Annotated in this window: 19 protein-coding genes; 1 reads left to right on the top strand and 18 read right to left on the bottom strand. The window is 44.5% G+C overall.

The features are described from left to right. Window positions 1-11: 11 nt before the first annotated feature. From UFO1_RS00680 to citD, 11 genes are all read right to left on the bottom strand, one after another. Window positions 12-8,375, bottom strand: a complete 8,364-nt coding sequence (locus tag UFO1_RS00680) for a GH36-type glycosyl hydrolase domain-containing protein (protein WP_038666595.1) — start codon at window positions 8,373-8,375, stop codon at window positions 12-14. Window positions 8,376-8,916: 541 nt separating this feature from the next. Next, complete coding sequence (locus UFO1_RS26155) at window positions 8,917-9,108, bottom strand: PTS system mannose/fructose/sorbose family transporter subunit IID (RefSeq protein ID WP_071841975.1); 192 nt, start codon at window positions 9,106-9,108, stop codon at window positions 8,917-8,919. Between the two features lie 496 nt (window positions 9,109-9,604). Further along, window positions 9,605-9,892, bottom strand: a complete 288-nt coding sequence (locus UFO1_RS00665) for a YciI family protein (protein WP_038666586.1) — start codon at window positions 9,890-9,892, stop codon at window positions 9,605-9,607. A gap of 30 nt (window positions 9,893-9,922) precedes the next feature. Then, entirely contained in the window at window positions 9,923-10,504 is a 582-nt protein-coding gene (locus tag UFO1_RS00660; RefSeq protein WP_051788776.1) for a MerR family transcriptional regulator, read from the bottom strand. A 76-nt stretch (window positions 10,505-10,580) separates the two neighbouring features. Beyond that, on the bottom strand, window positions 10,581-11,807 hold the full coding sequence (locus tag UFO1_RS00655) for an MFS transporter (RefSeq protein ID WP_051788775.1): 1,227 nt from the start codon (window positions 11,805-11,807) through the stop codon (window positions 10,581-10,583). A gap of 543 nt (window positions 11,808-12,350) precedes the next feature. Beyond that, the gene (locus tag UFO1_RS00645; protein ID WP_038666581.1) at window positions 12,351-12,647 is read right to left on the bottom strand and encodes a hypothetical protein; all 297 of its coding nucleotides are present in this window, start codon (window positions 12,645-12,647) and stop codon (window positions 12,351-12,353) included. Window positions 12,648-12,964: 317 nt separating this feature from the next. Continuing rightward, a complete protein-coding gene (gene ftsH, locus UFO1_RS00640) occupies window positions 12,965-14,506 on the bottom strand; it encodes an ATP-dependent zinc metalloprotease FtsH (protein ID WP_051788774.1) in 1,542 nt (513 codons plus the stop codon). 205 nt (window positions 14,507-14,711) lie between these two features. Next, entirely contained in the window at window positions 14,712-14,963 is a 252-nt protein-coding gene (locus UFO1_RS00635; protein WP_051788773.1) for a MerR family transcriptional regulator, read from the bottom strand. Between the two features lie 103 nt (window positions 14,964-15,066). Further along, window positions 15,067-16,623 carry a citrate lyase subunit alpha gene (gene citF, locus UFO1_RS00630; RefSeq protein ID WP_038666577.1) on the bottom strand — a complete coding sequence of 519 codons (1,557 nt, stop codon included), beginning with the start codon at window positions 16,621-16,623 and terminating at the stop codon, window positions 15,067-15,069. Next, a complete protein-coding gene (locus UFO1_RS00625) occupies window positions 16,613-17,527 on the bottom strand; it encodes an aldolase/citrate lyase family protein (protein WP_038666574.1) in 915 nt (304 codons plus the stop codon). Before UFO1_RS00625 ends, citF begins: the two co-directional genes overlap by 11 nt. After that, a complete protein-coding gene (gene citD, locus UFO1_RS00620) occupies window positions 17,524-17,799 on the bottom strand; it encodes a citrate lyase acyl carrier protein (RefSeq protein WP_051788772.1) in 276 nt (91 codons plus the stop codon). Before citD ends, UFO1_RS00625 begins: the two co-directional genes overlap by 4 nt. Before the next feature lie 137 nt (window positions 17,800-17,936). Here citD and UFO1_RS00615 point away from each other — a divergent pair, with 137 nt between their 5' ends. After that, window positions 17,937-18,872 (top strand): LysR family transcriptional regulator, encoded by a 936-nt coding sequence (locus tag UFO1_RS00615; RefSeq protein WP_038666571.1) that lies wholly within the window; start codon window positions 17,937-17,939, stop codon window positions 18,870-18,872. Between the two features lie 120 nt (window positions 18,873-18,992). Here UFO1_RS00615 and UFO1_RS00610 read toward each other — a convergent pair whose 3' ends face one another. From UFO1_RS00610 to UFO1_RS00580, 7 genes are all read right to left on the bottom strand, one after another. After that, on the bottom strand, window positions 18,993-20,990 hold the full coding sequence (locus UFO1_RS00610; RefSeq protein WP_038666568.1) for an FAD-dependent oxidoreductase: 1,998 nt from the start codon (window positions 20,988-20,990) through the stop codon (window positions 18,993-18,995). Between the two features lie 84 nt (window positions 20,991-21,074). Beyond that, window positions 21,075-22,304 (bottom strand): MFS transporter, encoded by a 1,230-nt coding sequence (locus tag UFO1_RS00605; RefSeq protein WP_236639300.1) that lies wholly within the window; start codon window positions 22,302-22,304, stop codon window positions 21,075-21,077. A gap of 54 nt (window positions 22,305-22,358) precedes the next feature. Next, window positions 22,359-22,790 carry a MarR family winged helix-turn-helix transcriptional regulator gene (locus tag UFO1_RS00600; RefSeq protein ID WP_038666562.1) on the bottom strand — a complete coding sequence of 144 codons (432 nt, stop codon included), beginning with the start codon at window positions 22,788-22,790 and terminating at the stop codon, window positions 22,359-22,361. Window positions 22,791-22,967: 177 nt separating this feature from the next. After that, window positions 22,968-23,891, bottom strand: a complete 924-nt coding sequence (locus UFO1_RS00595; RefSeq protein WP_038666560.1) for an AEC family transporter — start codon at window positions 23,889-23,891, stop codon at window positions 22,968-22,970. Between the two features lie 11 nt (window positions 23,892-23,902). Continuing rightward, the gene (locus UFO1_RS00590) at window positions 23,903-24,529 is read right to left on the bottom strand and encodes a carbonic anhydrase (RefSeq protein ID WP_051788771.1); all 627 of its coding nucleotides are present in this window, start codon (window positions 24,527-24,529) and stop codon (window positions 23,903-23,905) included. 148 nt (window positions 24,530-24,677) lie between these two features. Beyond that, complete coding sequence (locus UFO1_RS00585) at window positions 24,678-26,015, bottom strand: GntP family permease (RefSeq protein WP_038666557.1); 1,338 nt, start codon at window positions 26,013-26,015, stop codon at window positions 24,678-24,680. 46 nt (window positions 26,016-26,061) lie between these two features. Further along, the gene (locus tag UFO1_RS00580) at window positions 26,062-26,904 is read right to left on the bottom strand and encodes a class II fructose-bisphosphate aldolase (protein WP_051788770.1); all 843 of its coding nucleotides are present in this window, start codon (window positions 26,902-26,904) and stop codon (window positions 26,062-26,064) included. Between the last annotated feature and the right edge of the window lie 15 nt (window positions 26,905-26,919).

Raw genomic sequence — 26,919 nt, 5'->3', positions numbered from 1 at the left:
GCGTAAGTTTTTTACAACGTCAGAACAACTTGATGAGGCTGCCCGTCATCGCACATTTTAACGTAAGGACCATCCTTCACGTCTCGCTCCGTAAGTGCAACTTCCCGTCCATCAATTTGTAAAGCAACCGCTCCAACCGACTTATGGGACGGGTTTTTAACGGTAATATGGTAGGAACTGTTGCCAAAACGGTAGCTGACAGAAAACCCTGGCCATTCGCAAGGAATACACGGGCAAATGTACAGCCGGTCACCACGGCGACGAAGACCGAGAATCGACTCAACTCCCGCCTGATACATCCATCCGGCAGCACCAGTGTACCACGTCCAGCCGGCGCGCCCCTGGTGCGGCTGAGCCGTATAAACGTCCGCCGCAATGACGTAGGGTTCGCCCGCATACTGCCGTACTTCATTAGGCGTGCGTGTATGATTGAGAGGATTTAACAGTTGGAACAATTCCAAAGCCTTATCTCCGTTGCCAAGCCCGCACCAGGCGATAATGCTCCAGATAACGCCATGGGTATACTGGGCTCCGTTCTCCCGGATACCCGGCGGGTACCCCTGAATATAGCCGGGGCTCGGATTCGTGCGGTCAAAAGCCGGTGTTAAAAGACGCGCAACAGAAAGATCCCGGTCCACCAGTTCACGGTCGAATGACTGCATCGCTTGCAGTGCCTTTTCTTGTGGCGCCGCCCCTGAAATTACTGACCAGGATTGGGCGATGGCGTCGATACGGCACTCCTCATTATAGATAGAACCCAGCCATTGTCCGGCGTCGGTGAAAGCCCGCCGGTACCACTGCCCGTCCCAGGCATGCTTATCAAGAGAAGCTGCCAGTTGTCTACATATGTCCAGGTAATGCTCCGCCCGCTCAATAGCGCCGCGCTGCCGGCAAAAATCCGCAAACCTTTTTAGCACGTCACAGAGAAACCAACCAAGCCATACGCTCTCACCCCGGCCTTCAGCGCCGACATGACTCATACCGTCGTTCCAGTCGCCAATCCCGATCAACGGCAGCCCGTGCTCGCCAAAGCGTTGCACAGCTCTGTCAATGGCACGTAAGCAATGTTCAAAAATGGTGCCGTTTTGGGCAGAAATTTGGGTTGGCTCATACCGTTCATGTTCACCCTCCTGTAAAGGATCACTATAAAGAAACGGTACCACCTCTTCCAGTATACCTTCGTCCCCCGTATGCTCAACATACCGTCCGACGGCATACGGCAACCACATTAAATCATCGGAGAAACGTGTGCGGATGCCGCGCTGCGTCTCTTCATGCCACCAGTGCTGCACGTCGCCCTCCTCATACTGATGCGCGGCATGCAGTAAAATTTGCGCCCGTGTTAAATCGGGACGGGTGTGCAGAAGTGCCAGAGAATCCTGCAATTGATCGCGAAAGCCGTACGCGCCTCCCGCTTGGTAAAAGGCGGAACGTGCCCACATTCTGCAGCCAAGAGCCTGGTACAAGAGCCAACCGTTTACTAGTAAATCCATCTCCGGACAGGGCGTGGAAACCGTGATTTGTTCTAAAACACCATCCCAGAAATTACGTACATGCTCCAAGGCTTGATCGCAAACTTGGGATTGGTGGTACTTTTTAGCCAATTTCACGGCGGCGTCCCGGGAATGTTCCGCGCCAAGCAGGATGTAGATAGTCTGTTCGGCCCCAGGCTCCAGTATGAGCTTGGTCTGTACCGCACCGCACGTATCATATAGCGATCCTGTTTGACCTGAAAGGTGCTCCCGGGCCATAGCAGCCGGATTTTCCCAGGTGCCATTGCGGCCGAAAAATTCACTACGGTCTGCCGTCCAGGATAGATCGTCAGAACCGACGTTCTGCTGCGCTTCAAATTCTGCCGCAACGGGTGACCTAACAGAAGTTTCCGTTTGCGAATATACGCCTAAAAAGGCGCATGCCTCGTGAAAATTCTCTTGATACGCATTACGTGCCAGTAGCAGCCGAGCAGAATCGTCCCACTCCGTGATGATGAAAGAAGCATTCGCCGGGCGCTGTACACCCAGTACCCATTCCGCATAATAGGTGATGGAAAGATGCCGCTGCTCGGAACTTTTATTCTGTAGCCGCAACTGAATAACCTTGACAGGATCATCAAGGGGAACAAAAACAGTCATTTCAGACCTGATACCGTGTCCCTCGTGACGAAAACAAGTGTACCCCCTGCCATGGTTAACGGTGTAGCCCAAGACAGAAGACCCGTCCGCCTGTTCGGCGTCCCCTCGTCTAGGTGCACCAGACCACAGTTCGCCACTCTCTTCGTCCCGCAGGTAACACATTTCCCCTGGCGGATCAAGCACAGGATCGTTAGACCATGGGGTCAGCTTGCACTCACGGCTATTGCGCCACCAAGTGTAGCCCGTACCGAGTTCGGACACAAGGCAGCCAAAACGGGGATTGGCAAGCACATTGATCCATGGTGCCGGCAGATAATTGCCGTTTTTAAGTGAAATCCGATACTCCCGGCCATCGGGCGAAAATCCTCCCCAACTATTGAAAAATAATAAATCGTCCCCATTGTCTAGCGCAGGTCCAGCGAACCTGTTTACTGACGCCGTCGGTTTGAGAGGCGCTGGAAAAGCCATAGCCCTTCGGAGCAGATTGGATTGCGCCTGGAAGCTGGGACCATCTGCCCTGAGCACAATACGGGCGGTGGCTAGGAGCAGCGTCCTGTCTTCTTCAGGCAGTTGGCTGGAACTTATGATAAAAATCCCGCCCGGCCCCGGGCTGTGCCAGCCAATGACTTGTTCAACCGCCCGCCGCAGTGCCTCCTGCAAATCCTGCTGGTAGCCTCCCGCCGATTCGTTCAAAATAACCAGATCGAAAAGTAACCCCAGCCGGCGCAAATACTCGTGTCCGGCAAGCAAATTGACCACAAACTGCAAATTGGCCCGGTCCTCGATCCGTACCAGGATCATTGGCACGTCGCCGGAAACTCCGTATGACCAGAGGCCGGACTGGCCTTTTACATTAGACAAGATACTTTGCGCGCGCTCCTGGCGCAGCATCGGAGTATGCACAATCCGACCAGCGAAAGCTTGAAAAGCCATAGCCTGGGCAGCAGTCAAATGCAGGTGCTGAAATTCGATTTGACTGCGATTCCATGCCAGTTGAAATGTTCGTTCCACTACTAGGTCTCCAGAGAAACGGCTGACAATCTCCAATGCCTCTTCTTTCGTGCCTGCCACAGCAGTAACAGCGAACAGTTGCGCCTGTTCGCCAGGCTTGATGCTCATCCGCCTCCGCATGATAAATGCAGGATCGGCCACAGAACCTACCGTTCCGCGCAAGCGGGAACGGACTCCCAGCGGCAAGGCGAGCGTATGCCCCCGGCCTATGAAGCTGGACCGATCGGTCTCATATTCCACCGGCCCGAGGGTTTGGCCTGGGGTCAGCAGAGAATGCGCCGCCCATAACGTTTTTTCGTCATCCCGACGGGGCCTGCGCCGGGCCAGCAAGCACTGGGCATCCTCAACATATGCCGTTTTGATGAACAATTTACTGAAAGCCGGGTGCGCATCGTCGGCCATGGGAGATGCCAGGGCCAGTTCAAGAAAGGTTGTTATTTCCATGATCCGCTCTTCATTTCCGGTATTCGTAAGCGTCAGCCGCCTGACTTCAGCATTCCATTCCGGCGATACACAAATTTCCATGCTTGTCTGTACGTCTCCGTCCACGCGCATGAAAGTGGCTCGATCAAGAGCAAACTGCACACGTTGTTCGTCAGACTGGACACGGCAGGGCTGAAATGCCGGCGACCATACCTCATCCCGAGTAACGTCGCGAATATATATATAGCTTCCCCAGTTGTCCAATACCGGATCCTCCCGCCAGCGTGAAACGGCCAGACCTTCGTAACGGCTGAAACCGCTGCCGCTGTTGGTCACAATGGTCATAAATGCCCCGTTTGACAGAACGCACACTTCGGGTGCAGGCGTGTCTGCACTGCGGTATTCGCGCAGAGTGACGATCTCTGTCGACTTCTTATAAGACACGTATTTACGTGTCATGGCGGGATGTTTAATAATTTTAGGCCGTGCTGGAATGCGCTCTTGCAGAAGAAGTTCCGCTGCTCGTACGCGCTTGTCACGGTGAAAGCGCTCGGTTATTTTTCTCGGTGCCAGCAAGTTAGCAAGTGCGAGCAGGCTCATTCCCTGGTGATGGGCCATAAAACTGCGGATGACTATACTGGCCTGCTTCTTCGGCAGTCGTTCAGACGTAAAATCGATGGCTTCAAAATAGCCGTATTTTCCCCGGGCGCCAAGCTCATCCAACTTGCGTAAATCCAGCAGCCCTTGTTGCTTTGCAAAGGGTAAGGCAAGGATTGTTGCGTAGGGTGCCACAACTAAATCCTGCTCGAGACCACGCTTGAACCCTAAACCGGGGACACCGAACGCTCTGTATTGATAGTTCATCTGATAATCAAAGGCATAGTAACCGGATTCAGAGACGCCAAAGGGAACTCCCCGCTGGTGGGCATACTCAATTTGCCGCTGAACCACTCCACGGTAGGTGCTGTCCCAGACGGTTTTCGGATAGGTACGCATAAACAACCACGGCATTAAATATTCAAACATTGTCCCAGACCAAGAGAGCAGCGTAACTCGTCTTCCCACCCGCGTCATTGTCCGTCCGAGGGCATGCCAGTGCGACACGGAGACCTGGCCGAGAGCGATGGCAATAAAGCTTGACAGCCTAGCCTCCGACGCCATCAGGTCATATAGGATTGGATCGGATTTATTCAGCCCTGCGTTGTAGCCCAGGTGGAACAATTTCGCTTTATGGTCATAAAGCGGACGAAAGTCTGTCCCGTTGATCAGCGCTTCCAGGCGGGCAAGCAGTTTTTCCCCGCGATAAAGCCATTCCTCCCGGACGCTTTGGGGTGATGTTCCGTATTGGTCTATCGCTTTCTCCTTCCGTACAGGCGTTAACTCCTCAGCGAAAGCAACATTTAATGTTTCTACCGTCTTACCGTGGACTTTATTGGCACCTGGCCACCCATCCCCTTCCAGGTCCGACTTGAGCCATTCCGCTACCCCTTCTTTGACGGCTACCAAACAGACAACGAGATTTCCGGAATCTACCGTTGACACGTACAGCGGTGGCAGCGGCTCCAATGTGACAGTATCGTACCAGTTATAAAGATGACCTTTCCATTTATCCAGGTGCTCCACTGTGCCAATCGTACGCTCCAATCGTTCAATTAAACCGGGTGTATCGATAAACCCAAAATCCCGTGCAGTCAGTGTGCAGGTAAGGTAAAGTCCGATGTTGGTCGGCGAAGTGCGGTGAGCGATTCCGTTAGGCGGCTCCAATTGAACATTATCAGGCGGCAGCCAATTCTCTTTTTCCGTAACGTAATCCTCGAAGAACGTCCAAATCTGTTTTGACAGTTTCTGCAGTTCTTCCTGCTCAGTCTCCGCAAGCGGGCACTCAGGCTGCTGCACAGGCTGGTTCAGCCAGCGGACCACCAAAGGAGCAATGGCCCATAAAACGCAAAATATCAGGCCTGTCCACCGCAGAACCGGAACGGTACTGGCCACTGCTGTCAGCACAAAAAGAAACGCTACCGCATACCCTCCGTACATTCCCAGCAACACGGGGTAGTGCCAGCCCCGCTGCCTGCGTTCGACCTCCGCCGCACTCACCCATTCAAGTAAATGACGTTTTGTCACAACTAAACGGTACAGAGTTCTGGAGACTGCGTCTAGCAAAAGCACACTCTGAAACGGCATTATCATTATGTTTACCAAAACTTGAGCGGCTGTACCCAGCAAACTCCGCGGATGGCCAATAACCCACCTCACCGCCACCAGCTGGCGAAGCAACGGCAACAACAAGGTAGCTACTATAAAGACAACCCAGCGGACGGAAGAACCTGGCAGTACGTTCATCCCAAGCAGCAATACTGCAAGCTGTACAGGTGGCAGTATACTGCGCCGTAAATTGTCAATGATCTGCCAACGGGTGAGAGAGGATAAATCAACTGGCTGAAATATTCCCCGGCGGTCGGGAACACTGTGTAACAGCCATGGAATGAGTTGCCAGTCCCCGCGCACCCAGCGGTGCATTCTCTTTTGATAGGTACTGAACACCGCCGGATGCTCATCAATTAATTCGATATCCGACAGCAAGCCGGCACGTAAAAATCCACCTTCTAATAAATCGTGACTAAGCACCCGGTTTTCCGGGATGCGCTCGCATAAAACCTGTGCAAATGCATCAATATCGAATATACCCTTTCCTGTAAAAATGCCCTGCCCCAGCCCATCCTGGTACGGATCGGAGGCAGCAAAAACATATGGATCGATTCCCGGATCCACCGACCACAGATAAGCGAAGCGCGAGCGCAAAGCCGCGTTGTGGCTAATACCGATACGCGGCTGCAGTACGCCGTATCCCTCGACGACCCTTGTCCGAGTATGGTTTAACCGTGGCCGATTATAGGGCAGATGCATAGTGCCGATTATCCGCTGCGCGCTTCCCAGCGGCAGTTCTGTATCCGCGTCAAGGGTGATTATGTAACGGATTCGCGGCAAGACGTCTGTGTCCCCAACTACAAAATCATAGGTCGTATCATTCTTTCCTTTAAGCAGTTCAACAAATTCCACCAATTTACCCCGCTTGCGTTCCCAACCCATCCATACTCCCTCGGACGGGTTCCACATCCTGCGGCGCTGAAAGAGGTAAAAGGTGCTCCCTTCAGGGCCGGAGTATGTGCGGTTTAACTCCTCAATGCTTACGCGGGCGGTAGCATGAATAGCGGCATCTTCCGGCAGCGTCTCCTCACCTGCGTCGGTAAAATCGCCCAAGAGAGCAAAATGAATATTCGAATAGCGGTTTGCCAGATAATGCAGTTCCAGCCGATCCGCCAATTCCTGCACCTCTTTGACTGTGGACCAAATAACGGGGATGACCACCATTGTGGTTGCTTCCGGTGGAACATCGCGCGAGAAATCGTATCGGAGCAGCGGCTGTGGCTGCCTCACACATTCTATAAGCCAGTGTGCCGCCGTGATGGCCCACTCGCTCACGGGTAAGAACAGTGCCAGTATAACGATCACCCACTGGCCAACGGTAACGCTTGTGCCCCTGGATACCCACCAGGCAAATCCAAGAAGGAAAACCATGAATAATCCTGTCAGGGCAGTAAAATAGGTACCAGTGGAGCGGCGTAACATTTCCAATTCCGGTAAATACGAAGGAGTGCCGCAGATCTTTAGTGCATGCCGCAGTTCCTTGATACCATCCGCTTCGAGCAAATAGTATGCGGCAAATACCTGGCGTGGCAGCTCTTCCAGCATAACCGGCCCACGTGTTATCTCATCGTTTTTTTCCTGTTCTGTATACGCCTGCCCATATTCCTTTGCCGCAAGCCCGACGGCCTGCTGCGCAACTAGATTTTCCGGCACATGCAGACGGCAGGCCAAATTCTCAACCCGCTTACGTAACACATCGCGGCTTGAAAAATCAAGAAGCCGATATGTACCTGTGCTTTCTGCATGTAGCGTATGCTCGACCATACAAATCTGTTCAAACCGCTCTTGCCAGTCTAAGCGTGATATTTTACGCAGACTTCCCATAAGGTTGCCTGTGGTTACCTGATAGGCTGCCTGAAGCTGATACTCATAAGAGACGATTCGATCAAGGCTGTCGGAGCCATTTTCTAATTTGCACATTAGCCATTCCCGCACGGTTGTCGAATCGTCCGCCCACTCTCGCAGACGCCTGACCAAGTAGGCGATCTGGCAGCCGGAGAGCAGCGTATCCTGGCCTGCTTCTTCAAGGGCAGACTTTAGCACTTCCGGATTTAACCTCACCGGCTGCAGGCGTGCCAGCAGCCGATCGACTAAGGTACACACCTCTCGCCGTTCGCGAACCAGTTCCATGACTGCGGCCAGGCGCTGGATTAAGGCGATTCGCATAATAAGCGGAATGGCCCACGCCTCTGCTATAGTCAAAACCGATACTTCCTGGTAAGAATTGATATATGAGATGAGCGAATCCTCATCCAGGTTCCCGTCCACATGTTCAAGATAATTAGCACAAATAGACAGTATCCTTGTTTTGCCGGTCTTGCGTAAATCGGGCAAATTTCGCACAAAGGCACCAGAAAGCTGATGGCGGATGACCAGCACCTGTTCATCGATGAATTCAGCATGATCCAAAAACCATTCTTCTGCGGGCTGCAAACAACTTGCATCACCTTCCTGCAGAGAACGAATAAACGTGCGTAATTCTTCGATGTCGTTATAAAACTCCCGCCACAGGCGCTTTGATGACCAGCGTCTCACATAAGGGTCATGGGTCAATGCAAGCTCATGAGCTTTTTGTCGGAGTTGTTCTGTATTTAATAACATAGTCCTCCCAAAAACAATCAAAGATTGAAAAGTAATTTTTTTTATTCCATACGATATTGCTGGTAAATTGGATTCATTAAAAATATCCCCCTATGGAGCATTAATTATTAATTGTAAATTTCGGTAATTTCTATCTTTAAGTCCATTTCATAGTACAGTGTGGCGTATGTGACACTTGGTAACGTTCGAAACCACTGAAAAAGTCAGCACCAAGGGACAGGAGGGCAGGTTCCTTGTCCCAATTAAAGATGATAGTTCTAAATTGTCTTATTTTATCGGCATAACAAATAAAAGAGAAGCTGCCTATAATTTACTGCTAACTACGTTATTATGGGCAGCTTCTCTTCGTTACATTCTTCTATATTTTGCTCTCTATGCTAATGGAACACAGGGACAGGTTGTTCACCCTTGTGCTTGGTGTTTAAATCATGAGGTTAATTGGTATATGAGATATAAGGTTCAATAAGAAGTTACTTGAAAACAACTTCCATTTCAGCATATGGATTGGCAAAAACTCTACTCTTAAATTCTATCTTCTTTTTCAAGAGATAAACATAAACAGTGCGTAACTCATTGGTAATATATTCGGGAATATCTTTTTTAAAAAATCTTTTTGTATGGATACACTATGCTCGGCATTGATTGCAATTTCTGATAAAACTTCGATGTGAATGTAAGAGGCTACTAATCCTCCAATAACCGTTACCCCTAAGATTGTAGCGGCTTTGGACATGGTACGATGAATACGGATTTTAAAGGATAAAAATCAAGTACCTCTTGAAGTACACCATTAGAGTAGAAATTCGCAACTCTTGTCTATATTCATCGCCATGATAAATCTAAAAGAGAAGCTACTCACAATCTACTAATAAGGTAGATTACGGGTAGCTTCTCTTTAGCATGCTTGTTTATGATCGACAGCTGAAAAATATTCACTGAAGTCACAGTGTCAATTTAGGGATTTCGTAGCCTGTGCAATATAATCTTCAGATATAAGCCTTTTTTGTTCCATACACCATGATTAAGTAGCACTTGACCAAATTTGGATAAGTCTCGTGCCGTTAAATATAACCCTGAGCATCCAAATGATATACCATTTACACCAGAATCCCATTGTGGCTCAGATATTCCCAAGAGTTGAAAAATATGAGGCATTAAATATTCTTTCAGACTATACCCAGTTGTAATGCTAATAAGCTTTGAATGCATATAAGTTGCAGCGTTATTATTTAACTCAAAAGACCTTCTAAGCGTGGATCATATTTGGATGGGATAAACTCAATCACTTCATATTCTGCTGCTCCATTACTATGAAAAGGATCTTGTTTGATTATATCCCATACTTCTTCTTCTCTGCTCGCTTTAGCAATAATAACTCCACCAACTCGTGGATTTCTACGCCCTGAGACAAGGAACTTCTCTTGATTATAGAACCGATCCAGAAACTCAATATGCGCTGGTATTAATTCATCAAGATACTCCAATGGTTTAATGTAGTTCAAAATTATAAGAAACATCAATATTTCCCCCTTACTATTTTGTCGATTCTATTTTAAAGGATTATCGCAATCTACCTGGTGGTCATATAGCCTAGCATTATCTTGTTCCTTGTAGGACCACTCCCTAATCTTGCTTATTTGTTCGGAAGATAATCCAAGGATTTGCAAAAATTCTTGATGTTTGTCCGGAAATTTTTTTTCGAACTGATTATGTAGCCTCCACTGCGCCTTCTCATCAATACCTGCTGAATGCATTAACCCAGTTAGTGATTCCTTTTGAATGATCCCCACCCGTTCTAGCAACCGATTATCTTGTAGAAGCTTAATAATAAAATGCTGCTGTTGCCTCAACTTGGAAATTTCTTCATTAATTTCTTCTAATTTCGTTTCCAAACTTACTGCAGCAATGCATTTCTTGCTATCTAATATCTCTTTTATTTGCTCTAGAGAAAGCCCTGTTTGACGATAGTTAGCAATCTGTTCCAATCGCTTACAATCTTCTTCCGAGTATATACGGTAATTCCCATTGCCTCTCTTTAGGGGAGATAACAAGCCGATTGAATCATAATAAAGCAGCGTACTTCGTGATAGGTTAAACTTCCTCGCTAATTTACCAATCGTAGATGTCATATCTTTACTCCATTCTCAAAGGCCAATAGCACATGGCTAAAATTCAAAAGAGTTCCTCTCGCAAAACCATCTTATTCTAGATGAGGTCTTTTCTTTTACAAGTTCCTCCGAAGTTTTTTCGGTTACTATACAACAATACTACTCCGAAAACCATTAGGCAACCACCTGCAAAAGAAAATAATAATCCAGGTGCCACGTAATTCAAAAGCACACCAAATATTCCAATTGAAATAGGTAAAGAAATATTCCCGGTTGTAGAAAATACGCTAAAAACGCGTCCGGATATTTCCACTGGGATGCAAATCTGTGCGATTGTACGCCAAAGCACGCTTGCAATCGCTATACAACTACCTATTATGATGCAAACGAATACATAGATTTCTACTAATCCGGCGTGTAGTAACTGCAGTGCTCCAAGTGCTAGAATCCCTAATCCCATGCACATGATAGCGTAGAATAGGTACAGCTCGCTAACGTTTTTGCGCAAATACCTCGAACTATACCCTGCCCCAACGATCATCCCCCCACCAATAGCAGCTTGTAACAATCCCAAGTTATTAATCCCATTGCCATCTAATAATTGAGCAAGAAACGGTATGATTACGACAACACTTCCAACAAAGACATGAACAATAGCAATCACAATCACAATTACGGACACACGCACATCTGCCCGAATGAAACGAAATCCTTGCGCTAAACTATAAATGACGGATTCCTTGGTTTGAACTTTGATTGTGGTTATGCACAAAAAAAGCTCAGCAATTCCCGATGCGATATAGGAAATTCCGTTAAATATAAGCCCACCGATATAACCCACCAAGACGATACTCGAGGCCCCTAGCAATGGCCCAATTATCGACACAGCCCCTACTACCATTTGGCTCAAAGCATTTGCCTGCTGAAGCTTATCTTTTTCAACAATAACCGGTATGACAGACATTATAGCTGGGTTAAAGAATGCCGAACAGAGTGAAATACAAAGTGCTGCCACATAAATATGCCATATTTCCAAAAGCTGCGACTGATATAGAGCAGCAAGCATTAATATAATAATTCCCCGAATAAAATCAGACACCACTAATACTTTCTTTTTGCCCCATCGGTCAATATACACACCAGCCACTGGGCCAAAAAGCAGCTCGGGTAACATTGAGACAACAAGAAAAGAGCTAACAAAAATTGGCGAATTAGTTTTCTCAAGCAACCACCACATCAGCACAATGTTATAGGCTTTATCGCCTAATTGAGAAACTAATTGACCGCTCCAAAGTAAAAGAAAGTTCCGATTGATTAAGAACATACACCTAGCCTCCCTAGATCGATTTGCTCCTCTAGCTTCTTATATTTAAAAGAATAAACTATGAAGTTATAGTCAGGTCAATAGCAATAAAAAAGATAATCCTAAGTCCTAGATAGAACCTCGGATTATCTTTGATATGGATTTTTTGTTCGTCCTAGTGGTCGTAGAAATTTCTTAATTTATTTCTTCTAGTTTAGCTACTGTTCCTAAAAGGGTGCCGAAAGTAGTAAATACAGCCACTTGCCCCGTAGCGGAAATAAACAGCCTGGTTTCACTGGCAAGGCTGTCCGGCTATAACATCGGCAAAGATCAAATACCGGTTATCATTGAACAGTTAAAGACGCATGGCATGGCAGCACTCTCAGAAACCCAAGATCTTTCGCTGGATGTAAGCCGAAAAATTTTGGAAAATGCGCTATAGACATAAACAGAAGATGCAAAAGATAGCGTGCCGATTGGCACGCTATCTTTCTATATGGAATCAGGGGCGGTTCCATTGATTCAATTTTATCTTCATTGCCTAATATCGCTATACAAAAATCATCAACTTTTCCTTTCAAAATCATATAACTCATCTTCCAATCGTTCTAACTCGATTTCTATGATACCATTATCTCGACAGGCAAAGTAGTCTTTTGTTCTAATTGGTTGTTTTCTCAAATCATTACATTTCGGATATATATCGGCTAATGTAGCATAGCAATATTTATTCAGCTCATTTACATCTGTGTCTAAACAATGCTTTCTTATAGTAATTTGATCACCCTCTTGAAAAATTGGGCAGTAGCCATTCTTTCTAATGACTGTCATTTTTATAACTGTTTGTGGTTTAATATCCATGGTTCACCTCTTTTAATATGAATAGTTGAAATTCAGAATCAAATTTTCTCAAGGGACACGGTGAGAAGTTAGTTGTCCCTATTAGGAATGATAACTTTAAACTGTCCATATTTCATTGTTATGTCAAATCTAAAGAAAAGCTATCCACAATCTACTAAAAAGGTAGATTATGGATAGCTTCTCTTTCATAAATACTAAATCCTGCTATATTTTCACATTATAAGCATTATTTTACCAAGAGAAAGTTCTGTTTCAGGTTTCTTCTTTCAACCTGGCAGTTGCCTTTATCGTAACAAAGAAACTTAGTTTAGTAATCTTTATCTTCCTAGCAACTGACGAAGTTCTTCACCATCCAACTTTTCTCGTTCTAATAGGGTAGTTGCAACCAGCTGTAGCTTATCAAGATTGGATTTGATTATTTCTTCGGCTTTTCCATAAGCGTTCTCTAGTATCTGACGTATTTCTTTATCTATACTATATTCCATTTCCTGGCTATTATTGGGGCCGAGAGTAATATCACGGCCCAAAAAAACTTGTTCCTTAGATCGTGATAAAGCGACTGGTCCCAAGGTCTCGCTCATACCGTATTCACAGACCATTTTACGTGCAAGCTCGGTGGCCTGTATTAGGTCATTATGGACTCCGGTGCTCGTTTCATTAAATATCAAGTTTTCAGATGCTCGACCAGCCAGCAGAATCTTAATCTGATCGAAAATTTCTGACCTAGTAAGACAATAACGATCTTCCTTCCCCAAAGTAAGAGTATATCCACCAGCCTGGCCCCGTGGAATAATAGACACCCTATGAATCGGGTCAGCGTGCCTTAGAAGCATTGCGACTAAAACGTGACCAGCTTCATGGTACGCAGTAAGTTTCTTATCTTTTTCGTTGATAAAACGGCTTTTACGCTCCGGTCCTGCCACTACACGTTCCACCGCTTCCTCCATATCATGCATCTCTATACATGTTTTACCTTGGCGCGCGGCAAGAATGGCAGCTTCGTTCACTACATTACTGAGGTCAGCTCCTGTAAAACCAGGTGTACGGCGGGCGAGGACTTCAAGATCCATCTTATCTGCTAAGGGCTTACTTCTAGTATGCACTTTTAATATGTTAAGACGCCCCATAAGATCTGGTCGATCGACTACAATACGGCGGTCAAACCGTCCTGGTCGTAAAAGTGCCGAATCGAGAATATCCGTTCGATTGGTGGCTGCCACAACAAAGACACCTTTATTAGCCTCGAATCCATCCATTTCTACTAGCAACTGATTAAGGGTTTGCTCTCGTTCATCATTTCCGCCACCTACACCAGCTCCACGCTGCCGCCCAACTGCATCAATCTCGTCAATGAAGATGATACATGGCGCCTTCTTCCGGCCTTCCTTAAATAGATCACGCACCCTGGAAGCACCAACACCAACGTACATCTCTACGAATTGGGAACCGCTGATACTTAAGAAAGGTACTCCTGCCTCACCTGCCAGCGCCTTTGCCAGTAATGTTTTACCTGTGCCGGGAGGCCCGTACAACAGAACTCCTTTAGGAATGCGAGCACCCAAATTACTAAATTTTTTGGGATGCTTGATAAACTCTAAAATTTCTTTCAATTCCTGCTTGGCTTCATCATTACCTTCCACATCTTTGAAGGTAATGATATTAGTATGCTTATTACGCAATTTAGCCCTTTTCTCAGCATTGGACATATTTGACCATTTACCATTTTCTATCCGTCTCATTATAAAAAGCCAATCGTCAAGTGAGAACAGCATTGGCAGATTGGCTATAGACAACCCTGGAGTACTGGTTTTTAGCGCCAGTTGCTTAAACCTCTTGAAGATAAATCTGGAGCTTATCACATTAAATCTCCTTTCCTTTATTATGTCATATTATTTTATGCACTCCAGCGGTCCATGTTACCATTTATATGGGGAAACGGGACATTAACTGTAAATTGCTCATATCTTATCGCTATGTCCAATCAAAAGAGAAGCTACCCATAATATACCAATAAGGATGATTACGGGTAGCTTCTCTTTAGTAAAATTTCTTCATTTATTTCTTCTAATTAGTTTTCAAACTTAATGCAGCAATGCATATTTTGTTATCTAAAATCTCTTTTATTTCTTGAAGAGAAAGCCCTATTTGACGATAGTTAGCAATCTGTTCCAAACGTTTACAATCTTCTTCCGAGTATATACGGTAATTCCCCTTGCCTCTCTTTATCGGAGATAACACGCCGATCGAATCATAATAACGCAGCGTACTTCGTGACAGGTTAAACTTGCTCGCTAATCTACCAATCGTAGGTATCATATCTTTACTCCATTCTCAAAAGCCAATGACACATGGCTGAAATTCAAAAGAGTTCCTTGTTTTTGAAAACAAGGGTAATCATTACCTAAAAAACTACCTACTTTTATAATGGCTTGCGAATTACGTCGAGAAGCGTTCCATCGCGGTACTCAACAATCGCGACAATGTCCTTGTCTGCTTCGCTCAAGACAATTTCCTGTGGTTTTCCAACAAGTTTATGTGCCACTCCTTGTAGTTCTTCGATCGTCATGATCTTGAGCCCACTCTTGCGTAGATTATCGATGAGATCTTGTCGGCGCGGATTGACGGCAATACCACGGTCCGTCACCACCACGTCGATGCTTTCCCCCGGCGTGACGATGTTTTGCACTCGGTCACGCACCATAGGTAACCGGCCCCGGATAAGTGGCATGACAATAATCGCCAACTTGGAAGCAGCAGCAATATCGGAGTGACCGCCAGAGGCGCCCATCAACAGGCCATTAGAGTTAGTAATCACATTCACATTGAAATCGAGATCGACTTCTGTTGCGCCCAAAATAACAATGTCCAGATCATTAATAATCGGGCCAGGGCTCCAAGGGTTAGCATAGAAAGAAGATGAGATTTCCACATGGCGGGGATTCTCCCGTAAGGACTGAATCGCCGTTGTATCAAATGTCTGCGTGTCGTAGCAAATTTCAAACAATCCTTCTTCCAGCATTTGAGCAAATAGGCCCGTTACGCCGCCGACGCCAAAGCTGCCTTTGATCTGCTGTTTGAGCATTTTCTCGCGAATAAAGCGGCCCACCGCTAAGGCAGAGCCACCACCACCCATTTGGATTGAGTAGCCATTTTTAAAGTAACCTGAGTGTTCGATGACTTTGGCTGCCGCTTCGGCCAATAGCAATTGAATAGGGTTTTTGGTAATTTTCAGGATGCCGGAGGCAATACCTTCCGGATCACCGATTGCTTCCACCGCAACAATGTAGTTAACATCGGTCTGAGGAATGCTATAGGGGAAGACATAGCCGCCGATTAGGTTATCCGTCACCAATACAACCTGTTCAGCAAAGCGGGAATCGAGCATGGCATAACCGAGGGAACCGCAAGCCGATTTGCCTAGACGGCCCGTAGCATTGCCAAAGCGGTCACATGTCGGTACGCCCATAAAGGCCACATCGATTTTCACTTCACCCGCCTCAATGGCTCTTGCCCGTCCACCGTGAGAACGAACGATAATCGGTCGCTTCAGTTTGCCGGGGTTTTTAGTCAGATAAGCACCGAGTTTACCCCGCAGACCGCTCGTCTCCAAAGCCGTAACCGTGCCATCTTCAATGTAATCAATGAGAAAATCGTGACAATCATTAAGCGAGCTGGTCGCAATCGTAATGTCTTTAATACCTTTGGCGGCAATGGCCGTCATCACTAATTTGTTAACGTAGTCGCCATTGCGAAAATGGTGATGAAAGGATATGGTCATGCCGTCTCTTAGGCCGGTGGCTTCCACCGCTTCTACCAACGAGGACAATACTTTATTGTTGCTAGGCCGTCCAACGCGCAGCGTTCTGCCTGCCATATGCACCGGCTCCGGCGAATTGACAAACAGCCCTTCGTATGGCCGATACGCTTTCAGTCCATAAATGTGATCTGGTAGCTCACGTCCCGCTTTATTTTTCATCTTTACATCCCTCCTCAGTAAGAATACCCGCCGCTTTTGCTTGCGCTACAATACGTTCCGCCCGAACAACAATTGGTCCATCAATCATTTTTCCGTCAACTGTTATCACTCCTTTGTTGTTCTCTACAGCATCTTTATAGCAGGCTAGTACCTTCACGGCATGAGCAATTTGTTTTTCCGTCGGCGTATAGATTTCATGAACAATGCCGATTTGGGTAGGATGAACCACGGATTTACCATCGAATCCCATATCCTTGATGTCCGTCACTTCCTGCCGGAATCCTTCTAAATTCGCCACATCAGCATACACAGTATCCATTGCCTGGATACCAGCATCACGGGCTGCCATAAGGATTTCGGAACGGGCATGGTAAAATTCAATTCCTCGTTGGGTCCGCTGCGTCCTCAGGTCGGCAATGAAGTCCTCTCCACCCAAGGCAATCGCTATGACACGTGGCTCCTTGGCAATGGCGCGCACTTCATAGAGACCTCTGACGCTCTCAATGGCGCAAATGATATTGATCGAACCTTCCGGAAAGCCTTCGCGCTGTTCCACTTCCTTGATCATCTTGGTTACCAAGCGCACTTCATCGACAGATTCGGTTTTTGGCAAACGAATCAAGTCGGGCTTAGAGGGCAAAATCGCCTTCAAATCATCAATACCAAAGGGAGTCTGTGTCACATGGTTGACGCGCACCGCCGTTTCGCAGCTAAATGGTATTGCCTCAAGGGCATATTTGACCATAAGCCTGGCTGCGTCTTTTTGCGATACAGCTATGGAATCCTCCACGTCAAACATAATTGTATCGGCACCATAAAGGTCCGCATTGTTAATCATTTTTGGGCTATTGCCAGGCACAAACATCATCGTACGTCTGAGTCTTGATTTTACATCCTGATTCATGCAGCGTCCCCCCTATGTAAGGCGGCTACGATACGCGCCTTCAACGCATAATCCCAAGCCCCTTTATCTATTACTTTTACATGGACGTCGGTATAACCCACTTCATTGACTGTCGCCACAATCAAATCTTCTAGGTGTTGACCATACTGGCGTTTCACGGAAGAAACAAGTTCCACTGTAATTCCTTGTCCTGCTGTCAAAGGGCTGACAGTAACCAATGCATCGTTTGTTTCTTCAAAACCGACAGTCGCTTCTTTTTGAATGGTTTTCAAAAGAATTCCTCCTAACAATTTTACGTATATTCGCTCTATTTCACCAACAAGCAAATTATAATATAGGCAAAATCATAAGTCTAATATTATAATAAGTATAATAGCTATACGTTTTTATGTATAAAGGAGGCTTTGCCATGGAATTACGTCAATTGCGCTATATGTTGATGGTCGCAGAAGAAAAAAGCTTTTCCCGTGCGGCAGAAAAGCTCTATATTGCTCAACCTCATTTAAGCCAGTATATTCAAAAACTTGAAAATCAGATTGGCATCCAGCTATTTGACCGTAAATCAACACCGATCACACTCACTTACGCTGGTGAACAGTTCGCACAAGTAGCACGGCAAATGTTGCAACTGGACAGTAACCTGCTGCAGCAAATGAAAGACTTCTCCGAAGAAAACAGTGGGCGCCTCGCCCTCGGAATCTCACCCGTGCGCAGCGCCTATATCCTCCCGATTATACTTCCTGCATTCCGCGCACTTTTCCCTCAAGTCGACTTGTCCTTGCATGAAGGCACCTCGGCCAACCTAGAGGAGTGGATGAACCAAGGCGTAACAGACCTCACCATTCTTTCGTTGCCAATTAGGAGCGAAGGTTTCTCCTATGAAATTTTAATGGAAGAAAAATTGTTAATCGTCGCGCCGCCCACCCACCCGCTGACGAATGGGTTAGGAGACAATGATGCACCAGTTTCTTTAAATTTGTCCGATCTGGAGCACGAACCTTTTGTTTTGCTTCAGCAAGGGCAAGCTTTGCGCCGTATTGCAGACAGCCTATTTTTACAGGCTGGTTATCAGCCGCGCATCGTTTTGGAAACGAGAAGCTCCCAAACGGCACATAATCTTGCTTCCATCGGCACGGGTTTTACTTTCTCCACCCTGTCGATAAGCCAGCTAAACAGCAATGTCAACAGGCCGGTGCGTCTCTTTACCGCCGAGCCCTCCTTTACGCGCACCCTGGCCGTGGTCTATCGAAAAGGCAAGTATTTAACCAAATACGAGCAGGCCTTTATCCGCATTACAAAGGAAACCGTTCAATCGGTCCTAGGCCGGGCCTTGCCCAAAACATAATAAAAAGAAGCTGCCACATAACGAAAGCATTCGTGTGGCAGCCGTAAAATCACATCATCAGCAAACTCGATAAAGCCGTCATTAATCAAGTTCACGGTTCATTATGGTCTTTTTTATATGTTATAAATTTGAAGCAACCTCATAAGCATCCCAAATCGCATACATGATATTTGCCACTTTACGAGCATCACCGATTAAATGAACATCAGCACATTCATATTTAATCTCGTTATAGAGGGAGTTTTCAGCGCTGTAGCCTACGGCAAGGACAACGCTATCCGCAGGAAGTTCCCGGTCATTACCGTCGCTGTTTACTATAACACCTTTTTCCGTGGTTTTCACAACCTTTGAGGAGGTTAATACTTCGACACCGCTAAATGGTACCAGTCTTTCTAGCATTTCTGAATTGGCATGGCAAAGTGGGCCGTTTACAGCTAACAGCTTATCTTGAATCTCGACCAGAGTAACGTTCTTTTTGCTCCGTGCCAACCAAATGGCAAGTTCGCAGCCTACAAGTCCACCACCTACAATTACTACATTTTTGCCAGAATCAACCTTCTTTAACAATACATCTGCGGCAGCATATACTTTACTGTCATCGCCAAAACTGAACATTTTGGGTTTTGATCCTGTCGCAATGATGGTAGCATCTGCAGAGATTCCGCTGAGCAAATTTGCATTGACTTCGGTGTTTAGATTAACCTCTACCCCAAGTTCCTTGAGCGTATGTTCATACCAAGCAACTAAAGCGTGGTCATCTTCTTTAAAATCAGGCGCCCCGCCGGGAATTAGATTACCGCCCAACCGGCTAGATTTTTCATAAATTACAGGATTATGTCCTCTTAATGCTAATACTCTTGCCGCCTCACATCCAGCAACTCCGCCGCCGACAACCACTACCTTTTTGCTCTTGAGTGTCGGAAAAAGCGCTGCGTCTTTTTCTCTGCAAGCAGCAGGATTTACGGCGCAGTTGAGCACGGAATACTCCTGAATACGTCCCATGCAGCCTTCCTGACAAGATAAACAAGGCCGAATATCCGCTGTTTTTCCCGCTCGAAGCTTATTGACATAACTTTCATCTGCCAATAGCGGACGACCAAGACTTATCATATCACAAGCACCGTCATTTATTGCACTTAGGGCTAAATCAGGATTGTCCATACGTCCTGCACAAATGATAGGTACATCTACTACGTCTTTGATGATTTTAGCATAAGGAATATAGAGTCCTTTATCCTGATACATTGGAGGATGACTCCACCACCAGGAATCGTAAGAGCCCACATCTATATCCAGGGCGTCATAACCGTAAGCCACAAGCAGTTTTGCCGCTTCGATACCTTCCGGAATATCTCTGCCCTTCTCTTCGAATTCTTCACCAGGCAAAGCGCCTTCGCGCCAGTCCTTTATGAAGCTTTTAGGACTATACCGCAAGGTAACAGGGAAATCCTTGCCACATCTTTTCTTGATTTCTTCCACAATCTCGCGGGCAAAGCGCAGACGATTTTCCAAAGGACCACCGTATTCATCGGTTCTGTTATTGAAAAAAGAGATGGCAAACTGGTCAATCAGGTAACCTTCATGAACCGCATGAATCTGCACGCCGTCAAAACCCGCCCGTTTAGCACTTGCCGCACCGTCGCCAAATTTTTTAACAATAGATTTAATCTCTTCGATTGTCATTTCTCTACAAGTTTTGTCAAGCCAGCGATGCTGAATGGGTGAAGGGGCAACCGGAGGAAACTCGCCTAAATTAGTCGGTATCGTTACTCTGCCAAAACCACCGCTTAACTGCAGAAAAACCTTTGCATCATAGGCATGAATACGTTCTGTCATTTCACGGGCTGTACGAATAAAATGCAAAGGATTGTGAGTAGAACAAGGAACACTCGGCATTCCATGTTCTTCAACAACGTTATCTACAAAAGTTACCCCCGTAATAATAAGACCAGTACCACCCCGGGCACGAGCGGTATAGTATTCCACCCCACGCTGATTAAAGCCTCCTTCAGCATCTGCAAGTCCTAAAGGCCCCATAGGAGCCATGGCAAAACGGTTTTTCACCTCTAAGGAGCCTATTTTAACTGGCTCAAATAATTTTTTGTACTTTAAAGACATTATAAATACCTCCTCAAATTTATCTATGTAGCCTCCGCTGAGCTTTCTCACCATTACATGCGGACTGCATTAACCCAATATTGATCATGCTGATTCTTCATCATATTCATTTTCATTAGCACTATCTTGTTTCGCCTTTATCAGGTGATATCCATAGATTACGGCAAACACTACTAAAAACAAAACAGAGATTCGATACATAGTAGCATAGTTTGTGTGGGTGGCAATTAAGCCCAACAATACGGCACCAATTGCATATCCTAAATCCAAAGAAGATAAGAATGTTCCATTGGCTGCTCCCTTACGTTCCTCGGGAGATCGTTGAATTGCCCATGCTTGCAGAGAAGGATGAGCCGCTCCATATCCTAATCCATAACATAATGAGGCTGCGACTAAAGAGTACATGGAGGTTGCATAGGATAATATAAAGAGACCAATTATCATAAGCAGTACGCCTGGTATGATTACAAAAGAATGTCCCTTTCGGTCAAATAGTTTTCCAGCAAAAGGACGGCTAATTAAAATCATTGAAACATGACCGATGAAATATATCCCTACATTTTCAATACCGGTTTCTTGACCAAATAATATGATAAAACTCATAATCCCACCAAAGGTAATTGAATGTAAGAAACATAAAAAAGCAGGCAATAATGCACTTTTCTCAAACAAATCATTCCAACTAAACCCTTGTGTAATAGGTTTCGGTTTATGTACTTTTTCTATCGGCGCAATTGATATGCCTTGCGTTAATACCATCCCAAGACCAACTAGAACTGTAGAAATAGTTAGAATGACATCAAAGTTATAACGCTTCATAGCTTCAATTCCTAAGACCGTTGCAAAAGAGGTTCCAAGAATAATGGATAATGCGAAATATCCTGTCCCCTCCCCCCGCCTTTTAGTAGATACTATGTCAGACATAATCGTTGCTAGCACTGTCGATGTCATTCCCCAACCGATTCCCTGACAAAATCGCAATACTAGAATAATGCCAATTCCTGAAACGAGAAAATAAGAACAGTTAAAAATAATAAGGAGACTCATGCCGATTATCAGTAGCGGCCTTCGCCCATATTTGTCTGCTGCATTGCCGCTAATGGAGCGAACAATAAGAGCAGAAATCGAAACAACCGCAAAGGGAAGACTGGCCTCTAAATCATTCCCGCCAATTTGTTTTATATATAGTGGAAAGGTTGGAATCAACATCAAAATTCCTTGATATACAAAAAAATTTCCAAATACAAGTAATAAAAAGTTTTTTGACCACAATGTTGTAGCACTGCTACTTTCGTCTTTTTTACATTCCATCATAGATCCTCCATTTAAGTTACCGCCTGCTCTTTACTAGAACTTATGCGTTGCTATCTAAAGTCCCTCATATTGCTGGGCACTTTGGAAAATTGTTTTTAGCAATGTTGTTACTTCCTTTTGTTTTTCTTCCGACAAATTAGCTAAAATTGCCTTTCTATGATGCCCCACTATTTGGCTCCAAGTGAGGTATTGCTCCTCCGCTTTTTCGGTTAAAATTACTTTCTTTTCTCTTTTGTCATCACCTGGAATCCTCATGATTAGCCCCTTTTGTTCCAATTTGACTAAACTTTTAGATACTGCAGGTGGCTCAATATTTAAATAGCTTGCTAACGCTCCCTGAGTCATTGATTTTTTTTCCTTTAATGTCGTTATGATTGACCACTCAGAGCTATAGATTCCATGAGACTCTAAGTTTTTATTTAAACCTTTGGAAATAATTCGGACCGTTTGAAAAAGTTGATGTAATAGCAATTCCGAGCATTCCATACTTTTCACCTTCTTATTATTGAATAATAGTTAACTAGTTAACTATTATTCAATAATAAGTCTTTATGACCGATCTGTCAATCGAATAGAGCAAACTGTTTCCAGAAGATCCGCTCTTTAAGAAACATATGTATTTTTTACAATATCCCTGATTATTTCTTTATGATTTTTAGGAGCTTAAGGCCTAAGCATATTTGGCATACTGATAATGATCCATATTAAAAAGAAGCTCAGTAGTATTGTTATATTCGTTACAGTACCTACAAACTTTTGGTCATAATCAAACTCTATTGCATATTGTATGACCGCCGTAGGCATAGGAAGCAAAAATCCAATCAACATGGTGTATTTAAACATCCGATCAAAGGGCATTAGGGAAAAAAATATTGTGCCTACTGTTAATCCAACCAAATATCGTAACGCCAACACTTTGGCCATATTTTTCAAATACTTCGATTCTATGGAAAAATTTAAATAGACCCCCAAAAGTAGCAAGGAAAGTGGCATGTTAGCGCGCGCTAAAACTTGTGTACAATCAACAACGATCCTAGGAAAGTGTACCCCTAGGGCAGCGAGACCGAAAGCAATTGTATAGGATAGCAAAGGGACAGATTTTAAGAGTTTACTAAAGACACTGGTAAAATTTAAATCTGAACTATCAGAAGAAAAATAACCAGCAATGATGTAGGAAACACCAAATATGACCAAAGAATTGCCTACATCAAACATTCCAAAATATTTAATCCCCTCTTGTCCCCAAATAGCTTCCACAATAGGGTATGCAAATAATCCAATATTAAATGAGGGAACTAGCATTGAAAGCATTCCCCGAGTGGCTCTATCCTCATTTTTAAATACAATTACGCCCAATAAAGCCATAAATATACCATATACAATACCAATTATAGTTATCAATATAAGAGAAAAATCAATGGTAATTGTATTAAAAGTAGTAATAATCAAAGCTGGGAGACTGATGTTGAATATTATCCGTGATAGGGTTTCACCATCCTGTTCTTTGATTAAGTTTATTTTTCTCAACAGATATCCTAATATGATAATTACCATTGATAATAAAAACTGATCATTCCCATTGTTCATGTATACTCTCCCTATATCTTTTCCAATCTTTCTACATCAGCTGCATAATAAGTGCCGTGTTCTTCTATTTTACTCTTATATCCATCAATTACAACATTAATTGCCCCAGTATTTGGGTTAAATATAAGCCCATGTACTGGAATATCTTTAGGAATCAGTGGATTACACCGAATTTTGTACACAACGCTTTTTACATTGTCGATCGGATTGTGAAATTGATCTAACCATAATTCTAGTTCCGCCTCTACCATTTTAATTGCATCCAGGGAAATTCCCCGTGAGAGCATCTTTTGGATTAACTCTCTTGATGTGGAGTGAGAAATACCACAATCCATATGACCGATTATCATGATTTCCTTAACCCCTAGCTCAAAAATTGATACTACAAGGCTACGGATGGTAGACGCAAACGGTCCTGTAATTGAATTACCAGCATTTTTTATTACCTTTACCTCACCACGTTTTATTCCCATAGCTGGCTCAAGAAATTCAACTAACCTTGTGTCCATGCAAGTAAATATAGCTAAGTGCCGATTCGGAAATTTGCTAACTGAATGGCTGTTTTCATGAATTCTTTGTATCGTTTTAGAGTTCATAAATTCACTGTTTGCCTTTAATACTTGTGCTAGAGTACTCATTTTCCCACACTCCTAATGTACTACTTATATTTGACAAACGCACTACGCCCTTAAAATTACTTTTGGTGAAAAGAGCCGTAAAACCGTTCTTTTCACCAAAATTGATACTATATTCTTCTAACAATTTTCAATATGAAAAAATAGCCAATTATAAAAACACACTACATATCATTGCGCCCGCAAAAGCAACGACAGAAGCAATCGTTGTAGAAAGTGTCCATGTTTTAAAAGTATCCTGTACCGACATTCCAAAGTATTCTTTAACTATCCAGAATCCTGAGTCATTTACGTGTGAGAGTCCAACTCCTCCCGCCCCAATAGCTACACATAAAAGTGATGGATTAAGATTTGGGAAACTAGGTACAATTGGAAGAATTATACCAGCGGCGGTAACCATGGCAACAGTAGTGGAACCTACTGCAAATCTCATTATAAGAGCAATAATCCATGCTAAGAGTATCGGATTCATATGAAGGTTTGTAAGAACTCCGCCTAATGCTTTGCCTATTCCACTGTCCTGCAGTACCTGATTAAATGCTCCGCCTGCACCGATAACGAGCAGTATGCCTGCTACTGGTCCGAAGCAGCCGTCAGTTATTTTTAATATTTCTTCTTTCTTCAAACCTCTTGAAAAGCCGAGGGTAAAATAGGAATAGACTACTGAAATCAAAAGTGCTGTGATTGGATTTCCTAAAAATGATATAAGCGGTAAAAACGCCGCGTCTTTCGGTAATAATAATTCAGCAATAGTTTTTATTACCATAATTATCATTGGCAGAAGTATTGTAAAGAGTGTCGTTGCAAATCCCGGCAGCTTTTCATCTGGTATAAGTTCGCTTTTAAAAAGCTGTTCCGGCGGATTAGCCTTAACATACTTCGATACTATACTACCAAAAATTGGTCCAGCTATAATCGCCGCAGGTAATCCAATAAGCAAAGAGTAGATAATAGTTGTTCCAACATCTGCCTTAAGCGTACCAACAATTGCTAAGGCAGCTGGATGTGGAGGTACCAAACCATGTACTACTATCAAACCAGCTACAACAGGAATTCCGATTTTTATTAGTGACATCTTAGTTTGAATGGCAATACTAAACATAACTGGAATTAATAAAACAAAACCGACCTGAAAGAATACAGGAATACCACAAATAAAGGCTACAAACATCATGGCCCAATGAGCGTTTCTTTCACCAAACGCTTTAATTAACGTTTTTGCCAAACGCTGCGCCCCGCCTGAAACCTCAAGCATCCTTCCAAGAATTGTTCCAAGGCCAAGAACAGTTGCAAGAAATCCTAGCGTATTTCCCATACCTGCTTGAAAGGAACCTGCAATTTTCTCAAGAGGCATACCTGATAAAATACCAAGCGTGAGACCAGAAATAGTTAATGCAACAAATGCGCTCAACTTTACTCTCATAATAAGAAATACAATTAAAGCAATTGCAACAAGGAGACAAATCACTAAATACGTTACATCACTCATGATTAAACCCTCCAACTATATTTTAAAAAATTATTTACATAACGCATCAGCTTAAGAGTTTTATAAACCGTTCAACTGTTGCGCTCATAGTATGACGTGCATCCATTAGCAAGGTTTCAAAACGTAATCCTTTCTCGGTATTCTTAGCCAAAAACTCTCTCGCTGCCATTACTGCCCCTGTTGAAATTTCTGTATTCACATTTATTTTAGCCACACCTAATGATACTGCCTTTTTAATGTAGTCATCAGGTATGCCAGAGCAGCCATGTAAAACAATCGGGACAGTAGCGGCCCGCGCAATTTCATCAAGCCTTGCAAAATCAAGCGTTGGCGTTCCTTTATAAATACCATGGGCATTGCCGACAGCCACTGCCAACGCATCAATTCCCGTACCATTTACATACGCAGCGGCATCTTGCACTCTGGTATAACCTTTTTCTAAATCTAGGCCTTCCTCGCAGGTACCATCTTCATTATTCATATAGCCAAGTTCGCCCTCTACGCTTACGCCCACTGCATGGGCATACTCTACAATATATTTTGTCTTTTGAATATTCTCAGAGAGTGGCAAAGCTGAGCCATCATACATTACTGAAGTGAAACCGGCCCGAATGGCGCGAGCAATTGATTTTAGTTCTTTAGCATGATCAAGGTGCAGAGCTACCTGAATATCAAGCGGGGTGCAAATTTCCTTAACAATTGAAGCAATAATTTCCACTGGCGCATGAGTAAAATAGCCTTCCCCGAAGGAAAGAATTACAGGTGATTTTAGACGGTTGGCCGCCTCAACTACTGCCAGAATCGTCTCCAAATTATATACATTAAAAGCACCAACCGCCTTCTTTTCCTGCTTTGCCGCGTTCAGCAAAATACTTAATGTTGTCAGCATAGTTGTTACTCCTTA

Origin of the sequence: Pelosinus sp. UFO1 (genome assembly GCF_000725345.1) — a bacterium.
In the GTDB taxonomy this organism is placed as follows: domain Bacteria; phylum Bacillota; class Negativicutes; order DSM-13327; family DSM-13327; genus Pelosinus.
Note: the sequence above shows the minus strand (reverse complement) of the source record. Positions and strands in the feature narration are given on the sequence as shown.